The organism is Streptomyces luomodiensis (assembly GCF_031679605.1).
GTDB classification, from domain to species: Bacteria; Actinomycetota; Actinomycetes; order Streptomycetales; family Streptomycetaceae; genus Streptomyces; species Streptomyces luomodiensis.
Window position 1 is genome coordinate 2,286,764 of the sequence record NZ_CP117522.1, and the last position, 15,509, is coordinate 2,302,272.

14 protein-coding genes are annotated in these 15,509 nt (G+C 70.5%); 4 read left to right on the plus strand and 10 right to left on the minus strand.

Going from position 1 to position 15,509, the window contains the following annotated elements; translation table 11 throughout:
- Positions 1-92: 92 nt before the first annotated feature.
- A complete protein-coding gene (pafA, locus tag PS467_RS09715; protein ID WP_311034928.1) occupies positions 93-1,454 on the minus strand; it encodes a Pup--protein ligase in 1,362 nt (453 codons plus the stop codon).
- Positions 1,455-1,463: 9 nt separating this feature from the next.
- Positions 1,464-2,747 carry an MFS transporter gene (locus PS467_RS09720; RefSeq protein WP_311034929.1) on the minus strand — a complete coding sequence of 428 codons (1,284 nt, stop codon included), beginning with the start codon at positions 2,745-2,747 and terminating at the stop codon, positions 1,464-1,466.
- Positions 2,748-3,101: 354 nt separating this feature from the next.
- Between PS467_RS09720 and PS467_RS09725 the strand changes: the two genes are divergently transcribed.
- Positions 3,102-4,082 (plus strand): LacI family DNA-binding transcriptional regulator, encoded by a 981-nt coding sequence (locus PS467_RS09725; protein ID WP_311034930.1) that lies wholly within the window; start codon positions 3,102-3,104, stop codon positions 4,080-4,082.
- A gap of 342 nt (positions 4,083-4,424) precedes the next feature.
- On the opposite strand, the gene prcA is transcribed toward PS467_RS09725, so the two are convergent.
- The 5 genes from prcA to arc all read right to left on the minus strand — a co-directional run bounded on the left by prcA (position 4,425) and on the right by arc (position 10,098).
- Positions 4,425-5,195, minus strand: coding sequence for a proteasome subunit alpha (prcA, locus tag PS467_RS09730; protein WP_311034931.1), 771 nt, complete (start codon positions 5,193-5,195; stop codon positions 4,425-4,427).
- 53 nt (positions 5,196-5,248) lie between these two features.
- The gene (gene prcB, locus PS467_RS09735; protein ID WP_311034932.1) at positions 5,249-6,094 is read right to left on the minus strand and encodes a proteasome subunit beta; all 846 of its coding nucleotides are present in this window, start codon (positions 6,092-6,094) and stop codon (positions 5,249-5,251) included.
- Positions 6,095-6,206: 112 nt separating this feature from the next.
- Positions 6,207-6,425 (minus strand): ubiquitin-like protein Pup, encoded by a 219-nt coding sequence (locus PS467_RS09740; protein ID WP_059148607.1) that lies wholly within the window; start codon positions 6,423-6,425, stop codon positions 6,207-6,209.
- Between the two features lie 135 nt (positions 6,426-6,560).
- Entirely contained in the window at positions 6,561-8,072 is a 1,512-nt protein-coding gene (gene dop / locus PS467_RS09745; RefSeq protein WP_268971044.1) for a depupylase/deamidase Dop, read from the minus strand.
- Positions 8,073-8,331: 259 nt separating this feature from the next.
- The gene (gene arc / locus PS467_RS09750; RefSeq protein ID WP_268971045.1) at positions 8,332-10,098 is read right to left on the minus strand and encodes a proteasome ATPase; all 1,767 of its coding nucleotides are present in this window, start codon (positions 10,096-10,098) and stop codon (positions 8,332-8,334) included.
- Between the two features lie 224 nt (positions 10,099-10,322).
- On the opposite strand from arc, the gene PS467_RS09755 reads away from it, so the two are divergent.
- Positions 10,323-10,646 carry a ferredoxin gene (locus PS467_RS09755; protein WP_311034933.1) on the plus strand — a complete coding sequence of 108 codons (324 nt, stop codon included), beginning with the start codon at positions 10,323-10,325 and terminating at the stop codon, positions 10,644-10,646.
- Positions 10,647-10,664: 18 nt separating this feature from the next.
- Here the strand turns inward: PS467_RS09755 and PS467_RS09760 are convergent, their stop codons facing one another.
- The 3 genes from PS467_RS09760 to PS467_RS09770 form a co-directional block, all read right to left on the minus strand.
- Positions 10,665-11,294, minus strand: coding sequence for a hypothetical protein (locus tag PS467_RS09760; protein ID WP_432280560.1), 630 nt, complete (start codon positions 11,292-11,294; stop codon positions 10,665-10,667).
- Between the two features lie 106 nt (positions 11,295-11,400).
- Entirely contained in the window at positions 11,401-12,378 is a 978-nt protein-coding gene (locus tag PS467_RS09765) for a tRNA (adenine-N1)-methyltransferase (protein ID WP_268971048.1), read from the minus strand.
- A gap of 62 nt (positions 12,379-12,440) precedes the next feature.
- Complete coding sequence (locus tag PS467_RS09770) at positions 12,441-13,685, minus strand: site-2 protease family protein (RefSeq protein WP_268976884.1); 1,245 nt, start codon at positions 13,683-13,685, stop codon at positions 12,441-12,443.
- A gap of 128 nt (positions 13,686-13,813) precedes the next feature.
- Here PS467_RS09770 and PS467_RS09775 point away from each other — a divergent pair, with 128 nt between their 5' ends.
- Entirely contained in the window at positions 13,814-14,737 is a 924-nt protein-coding gene (locus tag PS467_RS09775; RefSeq protein ID WP_268971049.1) for a RecB family exonuclease, read from the plus strand.
- A 14-nt stretch (positions 14,738-14,751) separates the two neighbouring features.
- Entirely contained in the window at positions 14,752-15,423 is a 672-nt protein-coding gene (locus PS467_RS09780) for a response regulator (RefSeq protein ID WP_009719179.1), read from the plus strand.
- The last annotated feature ends 86 nt before the right edge of the window (positions 15,424-15,509 follow it).

A 15,509-nucleotide genomic window follows, 5' to 3' on the forward strand; every position in this document is an offset into this window, starting at 1 on the left:
GTGTGATGGCCAATGCGCGCCACTCTACGACGTAGTACGGGCCCCGTCCGGAGAACGCACGGGGCCCGTGGCCAAGGTAAGCCGTACGCCGGTCACATACCGGCGATGAGTTTCTCCACCCGGTCGTCGACCGAACGGAACGGGTCCTTGCACAGCACGGTGCGCTGTGCCTGGTCATTGAGCTTCAGATGCACCCAGTCGACCGTGAAATCGCGGCGCTGCTCCTGGGCCCGGCGGATGAAGTCGCCGCGCAGCCGGGCGCGGGTGGTCTGCGGTGGCACCGACTTGCCCTCGAAGATTTTCACGTCGTTGCAGACCCGGGCCGCCTGGCCGCGCTTCTCCAGCAGGTAGTAGAGGCCGCGGCGGCGGTGGATGTCGTGGTAGGCGAGGTCTATCTGGGCGATGCGCGGATGCGACATGGTGATGTTGTTCTTGGCCCGGTACCGCTCGATGAGCTTGTACTTCATCACCCAGTCGATTTCGGTCTCGATCCGGTCGAGCTCCTCGGTGCGGATCGCGTCCAGGGTGCGGCCCCACAGCTCGAGGACGCGCTCGACCATGCCGGTGCGGATGCCACGGCGCTCGCAGAAGTCGACGGCCTTCTCGTAGTACTCCTGCTGCACCTCCAGGGCGGACGCCTCGCGGCCGCTGGCGAGCCGCACCTTGCGCTGCCCGGTGATGTCATGGCTGACCTCGCGGATGGCCCGGATCGGGTTCTCCAAGGTCAGGTCGCGCATCACCGTGCCCGCCTCGATCATGCGGAGCACCAGGTCGGTGGCGCCGACCTTGAGCAGCATGGTGGTCTCGGACATGTTGGAGTCGCCCACGATGACATGCAGCCGGCGGTAGCGCTCGGCGTCGGCGTGCGGTTCATCGCGGGTGTTGATGATCGGCCGGGAGCGGGTCGTCGCGGAGCTGACGCCCTCCCAGATGTGCTCGGCGCGCTGGCTGACGCAGTAGACCGCGCCGCGCGGGGTCTGCAGGACCTTGCCCGCACCGCACAGCAGCTGCCGCGTCACCAGGAACGGAATGAGAATGTCGGCGAGCCGGGAGAACTCCCCGTGCCGCGCCACCAGATAGTTCTCGTGGCAACCGTAGGAGTTGCCCGCGGAGTCGGTGTTGTTCTTGAACAGATAGACGTCGCCCGCAATTCCCTCCTCGTGCAGGCGGCGCTCCGCGTCCACGAGCAGACCCTCGAGAATGCGCTCGCCTGCCTTGTCGTGGGTGACCAGCTCGGTCACGTTGTCGCACTCGGGAGTTGCGTATTCCGGGTGCGAGCCCACGTCGAGATAGAGGCGGGCACCGTTGCGCAGGAAGACATTGCTGCTGCGGCCCCAGGAGACGACACGGCGGAAGAGGTACCGCGCCACTTCGTCAGGAGACAACCGGCGCTGTCCCCTGAATGTGCACGTGACGCCGTACTCGTTCTCCAGCCCGAAAATGCGGCGGTCCATGCCTGAACATTACGCCTGATGGCGTGCTCTGAAACCGGGTTCGACGGCATGGTTGCGATCATTTTCCTCCCCAGGTTCACCCGGGGTTCGGTGTGTGGTCGGCCGCACGACCGGACGCGGGCCCTCCAGGAGGAACCGCTGGGCGGCCAACAGCACCGCCAGCGCGGCCGCTCCACCGGCCGCCGGCACCGCGAAACCGGCGACCACTCCGCCGAACTGGACCACGGGCCCCGCCACCGCGGAGCCGAGCGCGTTGCCCACCACGAAGGTGGTCACCAGCCAGGAGAACGCCTCGGTGACCGTGCCCGACGGCGCGTGGCGGTCCACGACGACGAACGCGCAGGCCAGCGCCGGGGCCAGAAACAGGCCCGCCACCGCGGCCAGGGCGGTCATCCAGGCGACGCCCGGCACCACCATGAGCGGCAGATAGCCGAGCGCCAGCGCGGCCACGAGCAGCCGCAGCCGCCGTTCGGGCGCGCCGGGCCAGGTGCGGGCGCCGTAGCCGATGCCGCCGACCAGCGCGCCCGCGCCGAGGGCGGACAGCAGCGCGCTGGAGACCAGGCCGCCGCCGTGCTCGTCGGCGTACGCCACCGCGGCCACCGCGATCGCGCCGAGGGCGAGCCCGATGAAGAAGAACGAGCCGAGCAGCACCAGCAGCCCGGACGAGCGCAGCGCGCCCAGCCAGTGCGCCTCGCGCGGCGCGGAGCGCCACTGCCGGGACGGCCGCGAGACCACGACGGACAGCGCGCCGGCGACCCCGATGACATTGATGACCAGCAGCGCGGCCGCCTCGGACCACACGGCCACCACGAGGGTGACCAGCAGTGGACCGACGGCGAACATCACCTCCTGGGCCACCGCGTCCAGCGCGTACGCCGCGTGCACCTGGTCCTCGCGGCGCAGCACCGACGGCCACAGCGCCCGCAGCCCGCCTTCCAGCGGCGGGGTGAACAGACCGGCGACGAGCATCGCGGCGTACGCCACGGGCAGTGGTTCGAGCCCGGTGACGGCGAACAGGACCATGCCGAGCGCGGAGGCCACGGCGGCGGGGAGCATCACCCGGGGCTGGCCGAAGCGGTCCACGGCCCGGCCCAGCAGCGGCTGGCCCACCGCGTTGGCCGCGCCGTAGACGGCCGACAGCGCTCCGGCGAGGGCGTAGCTGCCGCCCTCGGCGCGGGCGAAGAGCAGCACGGCGAGGGCGGCGGTGGCGTTCGGCAGCCGCCCCAGGAGTGTGCCGATGAGCAGCCGTGCCGCGTGCGGGGTGCGCAGCAGTTCCCCGTAGCCAGCCGCCATTGCCTGCCCCTTCCTGCGGATTCCCGCGATGCGTCTCGGTTCATCGCGGGTCGTATGTGACGTTGTACGTATAACTTCCGGGGTCATACGTACCATGGCCGCCACCGCGGGTCCACTCGCGGGCCGGATCGAGCAGCCGGTGGCGACAGCACGGCGCGAAGGGGAGCGGAGGCGATGGTGGCGAGCGCGGACCGCGCCCGCCCGGCGGGCGGGGCCGCCGGGAAGGGGTCCCCGGGGAACGGCCGGACGGGCGAGCCCACGCGGCGCGGGGGCCCGGCCGGCGGGGCGGCTCCGGGGCGCCCGGCGCCGGGCCGGGCGACGAACCGGGCGACGAGCCGGGCGACGAGCCGGGACGTGGCGCGGGCGGCGGGCGTGTCGCAGGCGACCGTGTCCCTGGTGCTCGGGGAGAAGTGGTCCGGACGGGTCTCCGAGCGCACCGCCGAGGCCGTACGCGCCGCCGCCCGCGAACTGGGCTACCGCCCCAACCTCGCGGCCCGCAGCCTCCGCCTGGGCCGCACCAGAACCGCGCTCCTGGTGGTCCCCGCCCTGACCACCGAGTTCTTCGCCCGCGTCTACACGGGCGCCGAGCGGGTCGCCGCCGGCCACGGCTTCGGGGTGGTGCTCTACCCCTCGCCCGAGGGCGTGGGCCCCGCCCGGGACCCGTTCGACCCGGCGCGCGCCTCGCTCGACGGGGTGATCGCCTCCTCCATGGCGGCCGACGCGCTGGCCGCCGTGCGCGGCGGCGGACTGCCGCTGGTGATGCTCGACAGCGACCCGGACGACGCGGCCGCGGCGGCCACGGTCAACCTGGACATCGCGGACGGGGCGCGGCAGGCGGCGGCCCATCTGCTGGCCCTCGGACACCGCCGGGTGGCCCATCTCGCGGCGGCGGTGGACTCCTGGACGTTCCGGGTCCGCGCCCGCGCCCTGGCCGAGGCGGTGGGCGAGGTCCCGGGCGCCACCGTGTGCGCCGAACCCGCCGGGCTGAGCGTCGAGGAGGGCCGCCAGGCCGCCGAACGCGTCCTGGGCCGCCCCGGCCCCCGGCCGACCGCGCTCGTCTGCGACGACGACATCCTGGCCGCCGGCGCCTGCAAGGCGGCCCGGCGGCTGGGGCTGCGGGTCCCGGACGACATCTCGGTGACCGGCTTCGACGACCTGGCCCTGGCCACGGCGGTGGACCCGGAACTGACCACGGTCCGACTCCCCGCGGAGGCGGTGGGCGCGGCCGGTATGCGGGCCCTGCTGACCCTCCTGGACGGCGAGACCCCCCAGGACACCACGCTCCCCGTCGAACTGATCCCCAGAGCCTCCACGGCCCCACCACCAGCGAACTGACCCGCGCGGGGACCGCCGCAGCGGTCTCACGGCTCCGCCGCCACGGAACTGACCGGCGCCAGGACAGACCGCCACGGCTGACCGGCCGGGAACCACCGCCAGGGTCGACTGGCCCGAGGCCACCGCAGCGGCCCACCGGCCCACAAGCCGCCGCTACGGGCCCACGGCCCCACCACCACGCAACTGACCGACGCGGGGACGACCGCTACGGCTGGCCGGCGCAACACCACCCCTGCGGCCGACCGGTCCAGGAACCACGGCCCCATAACGCCCGCCGCCGCCCCGGTGGCCCGGGGCGGCGGCGGTGGTGGTAGCGGTGGTGGACGGTCCGCGGTGCGTGGCTCAGTCCTCGGATTCCTCGGTCCCGGAGGACTCGGACGCGGCGTCCGATGCCTCCGAGCCCGCCGCGCTCTCCGCGGACTCCAGGAGCCGGGAGAGCTGGCCGCCCAGGACGCGCTTGAACTTGCGCTTCTGGGGGCGGGTGCGGTCCAGGACCGCCACCTCGAGCTGCTCGGCGGTGAGGCTGCGCTCGCCGCCGTTGTTGTCGCGGGAGAGCGAGTCGACGGCCAGCTTGAGGGCTTCGGCGAGGGTCATGCCGTCCCGGTGCCGCTGGTCGAGATAGCTGCTGATCTGGTCGGCGTTGCCACCGACGGCGACCGAGCCGTGCTCGTCCACGATGGAGCCGTCGTGCGGGAGGCGGTAGATCTGGTCGTCCTCGGGGCCCTCCCCGACCTCGGCGACGATCAGCTCGACCTCGTACGGCTTCTCGGCGGCGCTGGAGAAGATCGTGCCCAGGGTCTGGGCGTAGACATTCGCCAGCCCACGGGCCGTGACATCCTCACGGTCATAGGTATAACCACGCAGGTCGGCGTAACGGACACCGCCGATCCGCAGATTCTCGAATTCGTTGTACTTACCGACCGCCGCGAAGGCGATCCGGTCATAGATCTCGCTGACCTTGTGCAGCGCGCGGGACGGGTTCTCCGCAACGAAGACGATGCCGTCGGCGTACTGCAGCACGACCACGCTGCGGCCGCGCGCGATGCCCTTACGGGCGTATTCCGCGCGGTCGGCCATGGCCTGCTGAGGAGAAACATAGAACGGCGTCGTCACCGGCTGTCCGTCCCTTCTGTCATTGGCGAATGCATTCCGGTTGGACCGTCCTCTCAGAGCAGGCCGGCGCGGGGGCCGTCCGGCTCTTCGAGGCGCCGTTCATGGATGGCGCGGGCGAGATCGGCCACCTCTGCCTCGCTGAACCTCTTGAAACCGTCTTCGGTGATGGATGTGACGATCGGAAAAATACGGCGGGCGAGATCCGGCCCACCGGTCGCCGAATCGTCGTCGGCGGCGTCGTAGAGCGCCTGGAGCACGGCGGTCGCGGCCTGCTCCTCGGTCAGGTCCTCGCGGTAGAGCTTCTTGAGCGCGCCCCGGGCGAACATCGAACCCGAGCCGGTGACGGCGTAGCCGCGCTCCTCCGAACGCCCCCCGGTGACGTCGTAGGAGAAGATGCGCCCCTTCTCCCGGTCGACGTCCCACCCCGCGAAGAGCGGGACCACGGCAAGGCCCTGCATCGCCATGCCGAGGTTGCCGCGGATCATGGTCGACAGCCTGTTCGCCTTGCCCTCGAGCGAGAGCACGGTGCCCTCGACCTTCTCGAAGTGCTCCAGCTCGAGCTGGAAGAGCTTGACCATCTCCACGGCGATACCGGCGGTCCCCGCGATGCCGACGGCCGAGTACTCGTCGGCGGGGAAGACCTTCTCGATGTCGCGCTGCGCGATGACATTGCCCATCGTGGCGCGGCGGTCACCGGCGAGCACCACGCCGCCGGGGAAGGTCACCGCCACGATCGTGGTGCCGTGGGGTGCCTCGATGGCGCCCTGCACCGGGGGCAGCGGACGGTTCCCCGGAAGCAGCTCGGGCGAATGCTCGCCCAGGAAGTCCATGAACGACGAGGAGCCGGGCGTCAGGAAGGCAGCCGGCAGACGCCCTGTGCTACGAGTGTTGGCTTCCACACGTTTCCTTCCACCAGATCTTGAAATACTGCACGGACCATACCCCTGGCCATGGAAGTCATCCGTCCTGCGTCCCCCCTTTCGCGGGGACGCAGGACGGAGGAGACGCGCCTTACTGTCCGCCCTTTTGCACGAAGCTTCGCACGAAGTCCTCGGCGTTCTCCTCGAGCACGTCGTCGATCTCGTCCAGCACGGAGTCGACGTCGTCGGAGAGCTTCTCCTGCCGCTCCTTGAGGTCCTCCGCGGCCTGCGCGTCCTGCGCCTGCTCCTCGACCTCCTCGGTCGAGCGCGACGCCTTCTGCTGCCCGCCGCCGGTGTCCTTGGTCGCCATATCCCTCACCCCGCTCGGTTCGCCCGCTGATTCGATCGGTCTCAAGATCAGACCCTACAAGCCGGGTCCGACATCGGCCTCCCACTCGCTACAACGCGCGGAGGCCACCTCGATGATTCCCGGCCCGGGGGCATTTCAGCCGCCGGAAAGCACCCGCACCAGGTCCTCCGCCGTGCGGCAGCGGTCCAGCAACTCCTTGACGTGGTTGCGGGTGCCGCGCAGCGGCTCCAGCGTGGGGACCCGTTGCAGAGAGTCACGACCCGGCAGGTCGAAGATCACCGAGTCCCAGGAGGCCGCGGCGACGTCGTCGGCGTACTGCTCCAGGCAGCGGCCGCGGAAGTAGGCGCGGGTGTCCTCCGGGGGCTTGTTCTGGGCCCGTGCGACGTCCTGGTCGTCCAGCAGCCGCTTCATCTTGCCGCGGGCCACCAGCCGGTTGTACAGACCCTTGTCGGGGCGTACGTCGGCGTACTGGAGGTCCACCAGATGGAGCCGGGCCGCGTCCCACTCCAGGGCGTCGCGCCGGCGGTAGCCCTCCATCAGCTCCCGCTTGGCGATCCAGTCCAGCTCGCCGGACAGGCTCATGGGGTCGCGCTCCAGCCGGTTCAGCACGTCCTCCCAGCGGGTCAGGACGTCCCGGGTCTGCTCGTCGGCGTCCGCGCCGAAGCGGTCCTCGACGTATTTGCGGGCCAGCTCGAAGTACTCCATCTGGAGCTGCACCGCGGTCAGCGTACGGCCGCTGCGCAGGGTGACGAGACGGCGCAGAGTGGGGTCGTGCGAGACCTGGTGCAGGGTGCGCACCGGCTGGTCCACCGCGAGGTCCACGGCGATGAAGCCGTCCTCGATCATCGACAGCACCAGGGAGGTGGTGCCGAGCTTGAGGTAGGTCGACAGCTCGGAGAGGTTGGCGTCCCCGATGATCACATGCAGCCGGCGGTACTTCTCGGCGTCGGCGTGCGGCTCGTCCCGGGTGTTGATGATCGGGCGCTTGAGCGTGGTCTCCAGACCGACCTCGACCTCGAAGTAGTCGGCCCGCTGGCTGATCTGGAAGCCGTGCTCATGGCCGTCCTGGCCGATGCCGACGCGTCCGGCGCCCGCGACGACCTGGCGGGAGACGAAGAAGGGCGTCAGATGGCGCACGATGTCCGAGAAGGCGGTCTCCCGCTTCATCAGGTAGTTCTCATGCGTGCCGTAGGAGGCGCCCTTGTTGTCGGTGTTGTTCTTGTAGAGGTGGATGGGCTGGCCGCCGGGCAGCTCCGCGGCGCGCAGCGCGGCCTCGGCCATGATGCGCTCACCCGCCTTGTCCCAGAGCACCGCGTCCCGGGGGTTGGTGACCTCGGGGGCGGAGTATTCGGGGTGGGCGTGGTCCACGTAGAGCCGTGCGCCGTTGGTGAGGATCACGTTGGCCAGGCCGATGTCCTCGTCCGTGAGCTGGCTGGCGTCCGCGGACTCGCGCGCGAGGTCGAAGCCGCGGGCGTCCCGCAGTGGGTTCTCCTCCTCGAAGTCCCAGCGGGCGCGGCGCGCCCGGTGCATCGCCGCCGCGTAGGCGTTGACGACCTGGGACGAGGTGAGCATGGCATTGGCATTCGGGTGCCCGGGGACGGAGATTCCGTACTCCGTCTCGATTCCCATTACGCGCCGTACGGTCATGCGGCCCTCCTTGCCCGGCGCCGCCCCCGGCTGGGGTCGGTGCTCAAGTACCGCTGCGTTTCCGGTCCGTGTGCGGCCCCCGATCCCCCATGCCGCGCGTGTGCGGTACCGAAGAGCCTAGAACGGCCAAGCGGTGCTGCGGAGATCATTTCAGTCATTGCTCCGGTCGGGCTCGTAGGACTCATACGAAGAATGCGGTCCGAAAAGCGCATCCGGCTGCGGATGCCCCGTCCAGGACATCCGCAGCCGGACCGCGGTGTTACAGGTACTGACCGGTGTTCGCCACCGTGTCGATGGAGCGTCCGGTGTCCGCGCCCTGCTTTCCGGTGACCAGGGTGCGGATGTAGACGATCCGCTCGCCCTTCTTACCGGAGATCCGGGCCCAGTCGTCCGGATTCGTGGTGTTGGGCAGGTCCTCGTTCTCCTTGAACTCGTCCACGCAGGCGGCGAGCAGGTGGGAGACGCGAAGGCCCTTCTGGTTGTGGTCCAGGAAGTCCTTGATCGCCATCTTCTTGGCGCGGTCCACGATGTTCTGGATCATGGCGCCGGAGTTGAAGTCCTTGAAGTAGAGGACTTCCTTGTCGCCGTTGGCGTAGGTGACCTCCAGGAAGCGGTTCTCCTCGGACTCGGTGTACATCTGCTCGACCACCGACTGGATCATCCCGCCGATGGCGGCCTTGGGCGACCCGCCGTGCTCGGAGAGGTCGTCCGTGTGGATCGGCAGGGACTCCGTCAGGTACTTCGAGAAGATGTCCTTGGCGGCCTCGGCGTCCGGGCGCTCGATCTTGATCTTCACATCGAGCCGGCCGGGGCGCAGGATCGCCGGGTCGATCATGTCCTCACGGTTGGAGGCGCCGATGACGATCACATTCTCCAGGCCCTCCACACCGTCGATCTCGGAGAGCAGCTGCGGGACGATGGTGTTCTCCACGTCCGAGCTGACCCCGGAGCCACGGGTGCGGAAGAGCGAGTCCATCTCGTCGAAGAAGACGATGACGGGTGTGCCCTCGCTGGCCTTCTCCCGGGCCCGCTGGAAGACCAGCCGGATGTGCCGCTCCGTCTCACCGACGTACTTGTTGAGCAGCTCGGGGCCCTTGATGTTGAGGAAGAAGCTCTTCCCCGCGGGCTTCCCGGTCACCTCGGCGACCTTCTTGGCAAGGGAGTTGGCCACGGCCTTGGCGATCAGCGTCTTGCCGCAGCCGGGCGGGCCGTACAGCAGCACGCCCTTGGGCGGCCGCAGTTCGTGCTCCTTGAAGAGGTCGGGGTAGAGATAGGGGAGCTCGACCGCGTCGCGGATCAGCTCGATCTGGTTTCCCAGACCGCCGATCTTGTTGTAGTCGATGTCCGGAACCTCTTCGAGGACGAGCTCTTCGACCTCGCTCTTCGGGACGACCTCGTAGACGTAGCCGGACCGGGGCTCGAGCAGCAGGGCGTCACCGGGGCGGATGGTGGTGTGCAGCAGCGGCTCGGCCAGCCGCACCACCCGCTCCTCGTCGGTGTGCCCGATCACCAGGGCGCGCTCGCCGTCCTCAAGGACCTCCTTGAGGGTGACGATGTCCCCGGCGCGCTCGAACTCCATGGCCTCGACCACATTGAGCGCCTCGTTGAGCATGACCTCCTGGCCGCGCTTGAGGTCGTCGAGCTCGACACTTGGGCTGACATTCACGCGGAGTTTACGACCACCGGTGAAGATGTCGGCGGTACCGTCCTCGTTCGCCTGCAGAAAGGCACCGAAACCGGCCGGCGGCTGCGCGAGCCGGTCGACCTCCTCCTTGAGGGCCACGATCTGGTCGCGGGCCTCACGGAGTGTGTTCGCGAGCCGCTCGTTCTGTGCGGACACTCCCGCCAGATTGGTCTGCAGCTCGACGATCCGCTCTTCGAGAATCCTCGTATGACGCGGAGAGTCGGCGAGCTTGCGGCGCAGGACGGCGATTTCCTGCTCGAGATAGGCAACCTGGCCGGCAGGGTCGTCAGACCCCCGCCCCGGCCGGATGCCGCGGTTGATGTCGTCGTCGTGGGCTGCCACGGTCCTCACCTCCTCCAAGGGGAGCTGGACGCTTCCTGACCCTACCTGGGCCGGTGCGGGTTGAAACCCCTAGATCACAAACCCGGTCGGCGTGTGTCCGATCTTCACCCTTGCGCACTCCCTCACGCCAGGTGAATACCCACCCAACAACATCGGAAAGCGACCGGTTGTATCGTCGACACGGTCAACACCCGTCAGGGTTGGCGATATTTAGACAATGTTGAATGGCGTATCGAAGGAACGGCAGGGGGCACACCGTGCGGAACGAGGAGCTCGGCGATCTTGAAGTCTGGATCGACCAGGATCTGTGCACCGGCGACGGCATCTGCGCCCAGTACGCTCCCGAGGTCTTCGAACTCGACATCGACGGTCTAGCCTACGTCAAGAGCGCCGATGATGAGCTGCTCCAGGACAAGGGCGCCACCACACCGGTCCCCCTGGCGCTGCTGACCGAGGTCAGGGATTCCGCCAAGGAGTGCCCCGGCGACTGCATCCATGTACGGCGCGTCACCGACCGGGTCGAGGTCTACGGCCCGGACGCGGAGTGACGGCCTGCGAGTAACCGCTCACACACTCCCCGGTACCGGCAGTGCCTTCAGTACGAACTTGCCGTCCCGCCACTGCCAGTTGACCTTGCGCTGGCGATCCGGACAGCAGCGCGGGACTTCGGCCGACGAGTATCCCAGCAGGGTGGCCGAAACCGTCTTTCCGCGCACCGCGAAATCGCGGACGCTCATCCCTTCCTTCGGGTCGACGAACGTGGCCACCACACGGGGCGCGGCGCCCGCGCGGGCCGGCTGGGAGAGCACATACACGCCGCTGGGCGGGGTACCGAAGGCGGAGGGGCAGCGCACCACGGCGACGGTCTCGGGCCGCCCGTCCCCGTCCAGGTCCGCCGAGGCCCGGTCGGTGACATCGGGACTGGAGCGCCCGCAGTCCACCGGGTAGTCCGCGGCGCGGGGGTCGGGGGCCTGCCCTGCCGGAAGGCCGCCGGTCCGGGGTGCGGAGACGGCGGCGGACGTGGTGGCCTTGGCGCCGGTGGGCTCGAGGACCGACGCCCCGGCGATGACGGCGGCCACGGCGGCCGCGGTCGCGACCCAATGCACCGGACGGGGACGGGTGTGCGCGAGATCCGGGCCCAGAGGCTGCACGCGGGATGACTCCATGTGAGGGCTGCGGCGGGAGATGCCCCGCATCGTGCCACATTTCACAGCGGCGCGGCCACCGTTCCCGCACGGGGAGTCCGGTGGCCGCGCCGAGCCGTCACGGCGGCGTGTGGTGCCGGTGTCCGGCGGGTGGCCGTCAGGCGTCGCCGGAGGGGGCGTCCGGGCCGCTGGAGGCGCCCTGAGCGCCTCCTGGGGCGTCCGTGGCGCCGGTGCCCTTGGGGGTGTCCTTCGCCGTCCCCCAGCCCACGTAGTCCTCGCCGTAGGCCCCCTTGGCGGGCCTGCGGCGGCGCATCGGGGGTTCCACGCCGTCCGCGAGCCGGCGGGCGGTGAGCAGGAAGCCGGTGTGGCCGATCATGCGGTGGTCGGGCCGCACCGCGAGGCCCTCGACGTGCCAGGTGCGCACCATGGTCTCCCAGGCGGACGGCTCGTTGAAGGTACCGTGCTCGCGGATGGCCTCCACGGTGCGGGCGAGCTGGGTGGTGGTGGCGACGTACGCGCACAGGATGCCGCCGGGGACGAGCGCCTTGGACACCGGCTCCAGGCACTCCCAGGGGGCGAGCATGTCCAGGATCACGCGGTCCACGTCGGTGTCGCTGAGGTTGTCCTGGAGGTCGCCGACGGTGAGCCGCCAGGCGGGGTGCGGGGCGCCGAAGTAGCGCTCGACGTTCTGGGCGGCGATCTCGGCGAAGTCGGCCCGGCGCTCGTAGGAGTGCAGCATGCCCTGGTCGCCGATGGCCCGCAGCAGGAAGGTGGAGAGCGAGCCGGAGCCGACGCCCGCCTCGACGACGCGTGCGCCGGGGAAGATGTCGGCCATCGCCAGGATCTGCCCCGCGTCCTTGGGGTAGACCACGGCGGCACCGCGTGGCATGGACAGAACATAGTCGGGGAGCAGGGGACGCAGCGCGAGGTACGCGACGTTTCCCGTGGTACGCACGACGGTTCCCTCGGGGGCGCCGATCAGCTCGTCATGAGGGAAGGACCCCTTGTGGGTGTGGAAATTCTTCCCGGCCTCGAGCGTGAAGGTGTAGTGGCGTCCCTTGGGGTCGGTGAGCTGGACCTGGTCCCCGACCTGGAAGGGCCCGCGACGGCGGGCGGCACCGGTCGGTTCGGACATGTGAACAGCCTACCGGGCGCTTCCCCGTGCCCGGACCACGCCCGGGGACCGGCCTCACGGCCTCAGCCCGAGGGCGTCCTGGCCATGGCCGCCACGAAGGCGCGCTCGACATCGGCCGTGGAGAGCACCCCGTAGACCTCGCCGGTCTCCTCGACCACCAGGTACTCGGTGGCCGGGGTGGCCCGCAGGGTGTCCAGCAGCTCCTCGCCGGTGAGCTCGGCGGAGACCCGCATACCGTCCTTGAGGTCCTGGGCGAGACCGCTGACCGCGACCCAGGGGCGGCGGTGCTCGGGGACGCCCACGATGGCCGCCTCGCGCACCACGGCGGTCGGCGTGCCGTGGCCGTCCACCACGACCAGGGCGCGGGCCCCGGCCTCGTTCGCCCGGCGCAGCGCCTCCGAGAGCGGAGTGTCGGCCGCCACCGGGACGGCGCGCCGGGTGAGCGTACGGGCGCGCAGGTCCGGCAGCCGCTCCCGCAGCCGGGCCATGCGCAGGCTGTTGCCCGCGCCGGTCCAGATGATCGCGGCGAGTATGGCGGCCAGCAGCGCGTCGGTGAGCGAGTCGACGCTGCCGAAGCTCTGCGGCTCCTCGCCGAGCCCGCCCGCCTGGGTGAGCAGCGGCAGCCCGACGAGCACCGCGACGGCGAGCGCGCGGCCGCTCCAGGCGGCGGCGACGGTGCCGGTCATCGGCCTGCCGCTGAGCTTCCACACCACGGCGCGCAGCATCCGCCCGCCGTCCAGCGGCAGGCCGGGCAGCAGGTTGAACACGGCCACGATCAGGTTGGAGATCATCAGCCCGGCGAGCAGCACCCCGGGCACCGTGCCGGGCTCCACGAGCAGCATGCCCAGGTAGAACAGGCCCGAGAGGACCAGGGAGAGCAGCGGGCCGACGAAGGCGAGCACGAACTCCCGGCCGGGGGTCTCGGTCTCCTTCTCGATCTCCGAGACGCCGCCGAAGAACTGGAGCTGGATCCGGCGCACCGGCAGCTTGAAGCGGAGCGCGGCCACGGTGTGGGCGAGCTCGTGCACCAGGACGGAGGCGTAGAAGGCCACCGCGAAGAAGAGCGAGACCAGATACCGGGCGGCGCCGAGCTCGGGCAGCACCCGGTCCAGCTGACCGCCGAAGACCCAGGTGATGAGGGCTGCGACCAGGAACCAGCTGGGCGAGACGTACACGGGCACGCCGAACGGCCGGCCCATGAGAAACCCGCCGCCCACCTCGCGTGGGCGCGGCTGTTTGCCGTCCTCGGGCTCGGTCGCGCGGTCCGATTCCCCGTTGTCGGACTGCCGCTGCCCGCTGTTGTCCACGGTGTCCCCTCGTCGGATGCTCGGTCGCACCCCTCTTTTGATACGGTCCCCACGATCATGCAGTGCGAGGGGCTCGGACGTCGATGGTATGCGTCCGGCTGTCGGTGGCGGGTCGTAGGGTCTTCGCCATGGGAACCACCACCGGAGCCACCGCCGGGAAGGCCGAACCGGCGGACGGACCACGGAAGTCCGCCCGCGCCGCCTCGTTGTCACCGTCACGGGCGGCCGATTTCATGCGGTGCCCGCTGCTGTACCGCTTCCGAGTGATCGACAAGCTGCCGGAGAAGCCCAGCGCGGCGGCCACCCGCGGCACGGTGGTCCACGCGGTGCTGGAGCGGCTCTTCGACGCGCCGGCCGCCGAGCGCACCGCGCCGCGGGCACGGGCGATGGTGCCGCGGGAGTGGGAGCGGCTGCTGGCGGCCAAGCCGGAGCTGGCGGAGCTGTTCCAGGAGGAGGGCGGCGGCCCGGCGCCGGAGCGGCTGGCCGAGTGGCTGGCGGGGGCCGAGGCGCTGGTGGAGCAGTGGTTCTCGCTGGAGGATCCGGCCCGTCTGGAGCCCGCGGAGCGGGAGCTGTTCGTGGAGACGGAGCTGGAGTCCGGGCTGACGCTGCGCGGGATCATCGACCGGATCGACATCGCTCCGACAGGTGATGTACGGATCGTGGACTACAAGACGGGCAAAGCCCCCGCTCCGCAGTACGCGGGCGAGGCCCTGTTCCAGATGAAGTTCTACGCCTTGGTGCTGTGGCGGCTGCGCGGGGTGATCCCGCGCCGGCTCCAGCTGGTCTATCTGGGCAGCGGCGATGTGCTGACGTACGACCCGGACGAACGGGATCTGCGGGCGGTGGAGCGCAAGGTGCTGGCCCTGTGGGAGGCGATCCGGCTGGCCACCGAGACGGGTGCCTTCGTCCCGCGGCAGACCAGGCTCTGCGGCTGGTGCGACCACCAGGCCCACTGCCCGGAGTTCGGGGGCACGCCGCCGCCGTACCCGTTGGCGGTGGTCCCCGTTCAGTCCGGGCCGTCCGGGCAGTCCGGCAGAATGGACGCGGTCTAGCGAAGGAGTTCCCCGTGGCGATCCGCGTCCTACTGGTCGATGACCAACCGCTGCTGCGCACCGGCTTCCGGATGATCCTGGAGGCGGAGCAGGATCTGGCGGTCGTCGGCGAGGCGGGGGACGGTCTGCAGGCGCTCGACCAGGTGCGGGCGCTCCAGCCCGATGTGGTGCTGATGGACATCCGGATGCCGCGGATGGACGGCGTGGAGGCGACCCGTCAGATCACCGGTCCGGGGCGGGACGGCCCGGCCAAGGTGCTGGTGCTGACCACCTTCGATCTGGACGAGTACGTGGTGGAGGCGCTGCGCGCCGGGGCCAGCGGCTTCCTGTTGAAGGACGCGCCCGCCACCGAGCTGGTGCAGGCCATCCGCGTGGTGGCGGCGGGCGAGGCGATGCTGGCACCCAGCATCACCCGCAGGCTGCTCGACAAGTACGCCGGGCATCTGCCGTCGGGCGAGGAGCCGGTGCCGGACACCCTGCACACGCTGACCGAGCGCGAGGTCGAGGTGCTGAAGCTGGTGGCCCGGGGGCTGTCCAACGCGGAGATCGCCGCGGATCTGTTCGTCAGCGAGACCACGGTCAAGACGCATGTGGGCCATGTGCTGACCAAGCTGGGGCTGCGCGACCGGGTGCAGGCCGCCGTCTACGCGTACGAGAGCGGGCTGGTCCGCCCCGGCGCGCAGTAGCGGCGCCGGAGCGGGACGGCCGTCCCGCGGGACCGGGGGCGCTCCCCCGCTCCGGGCCCCGGGTCGGCCGTCGGACGCCCCGGGTC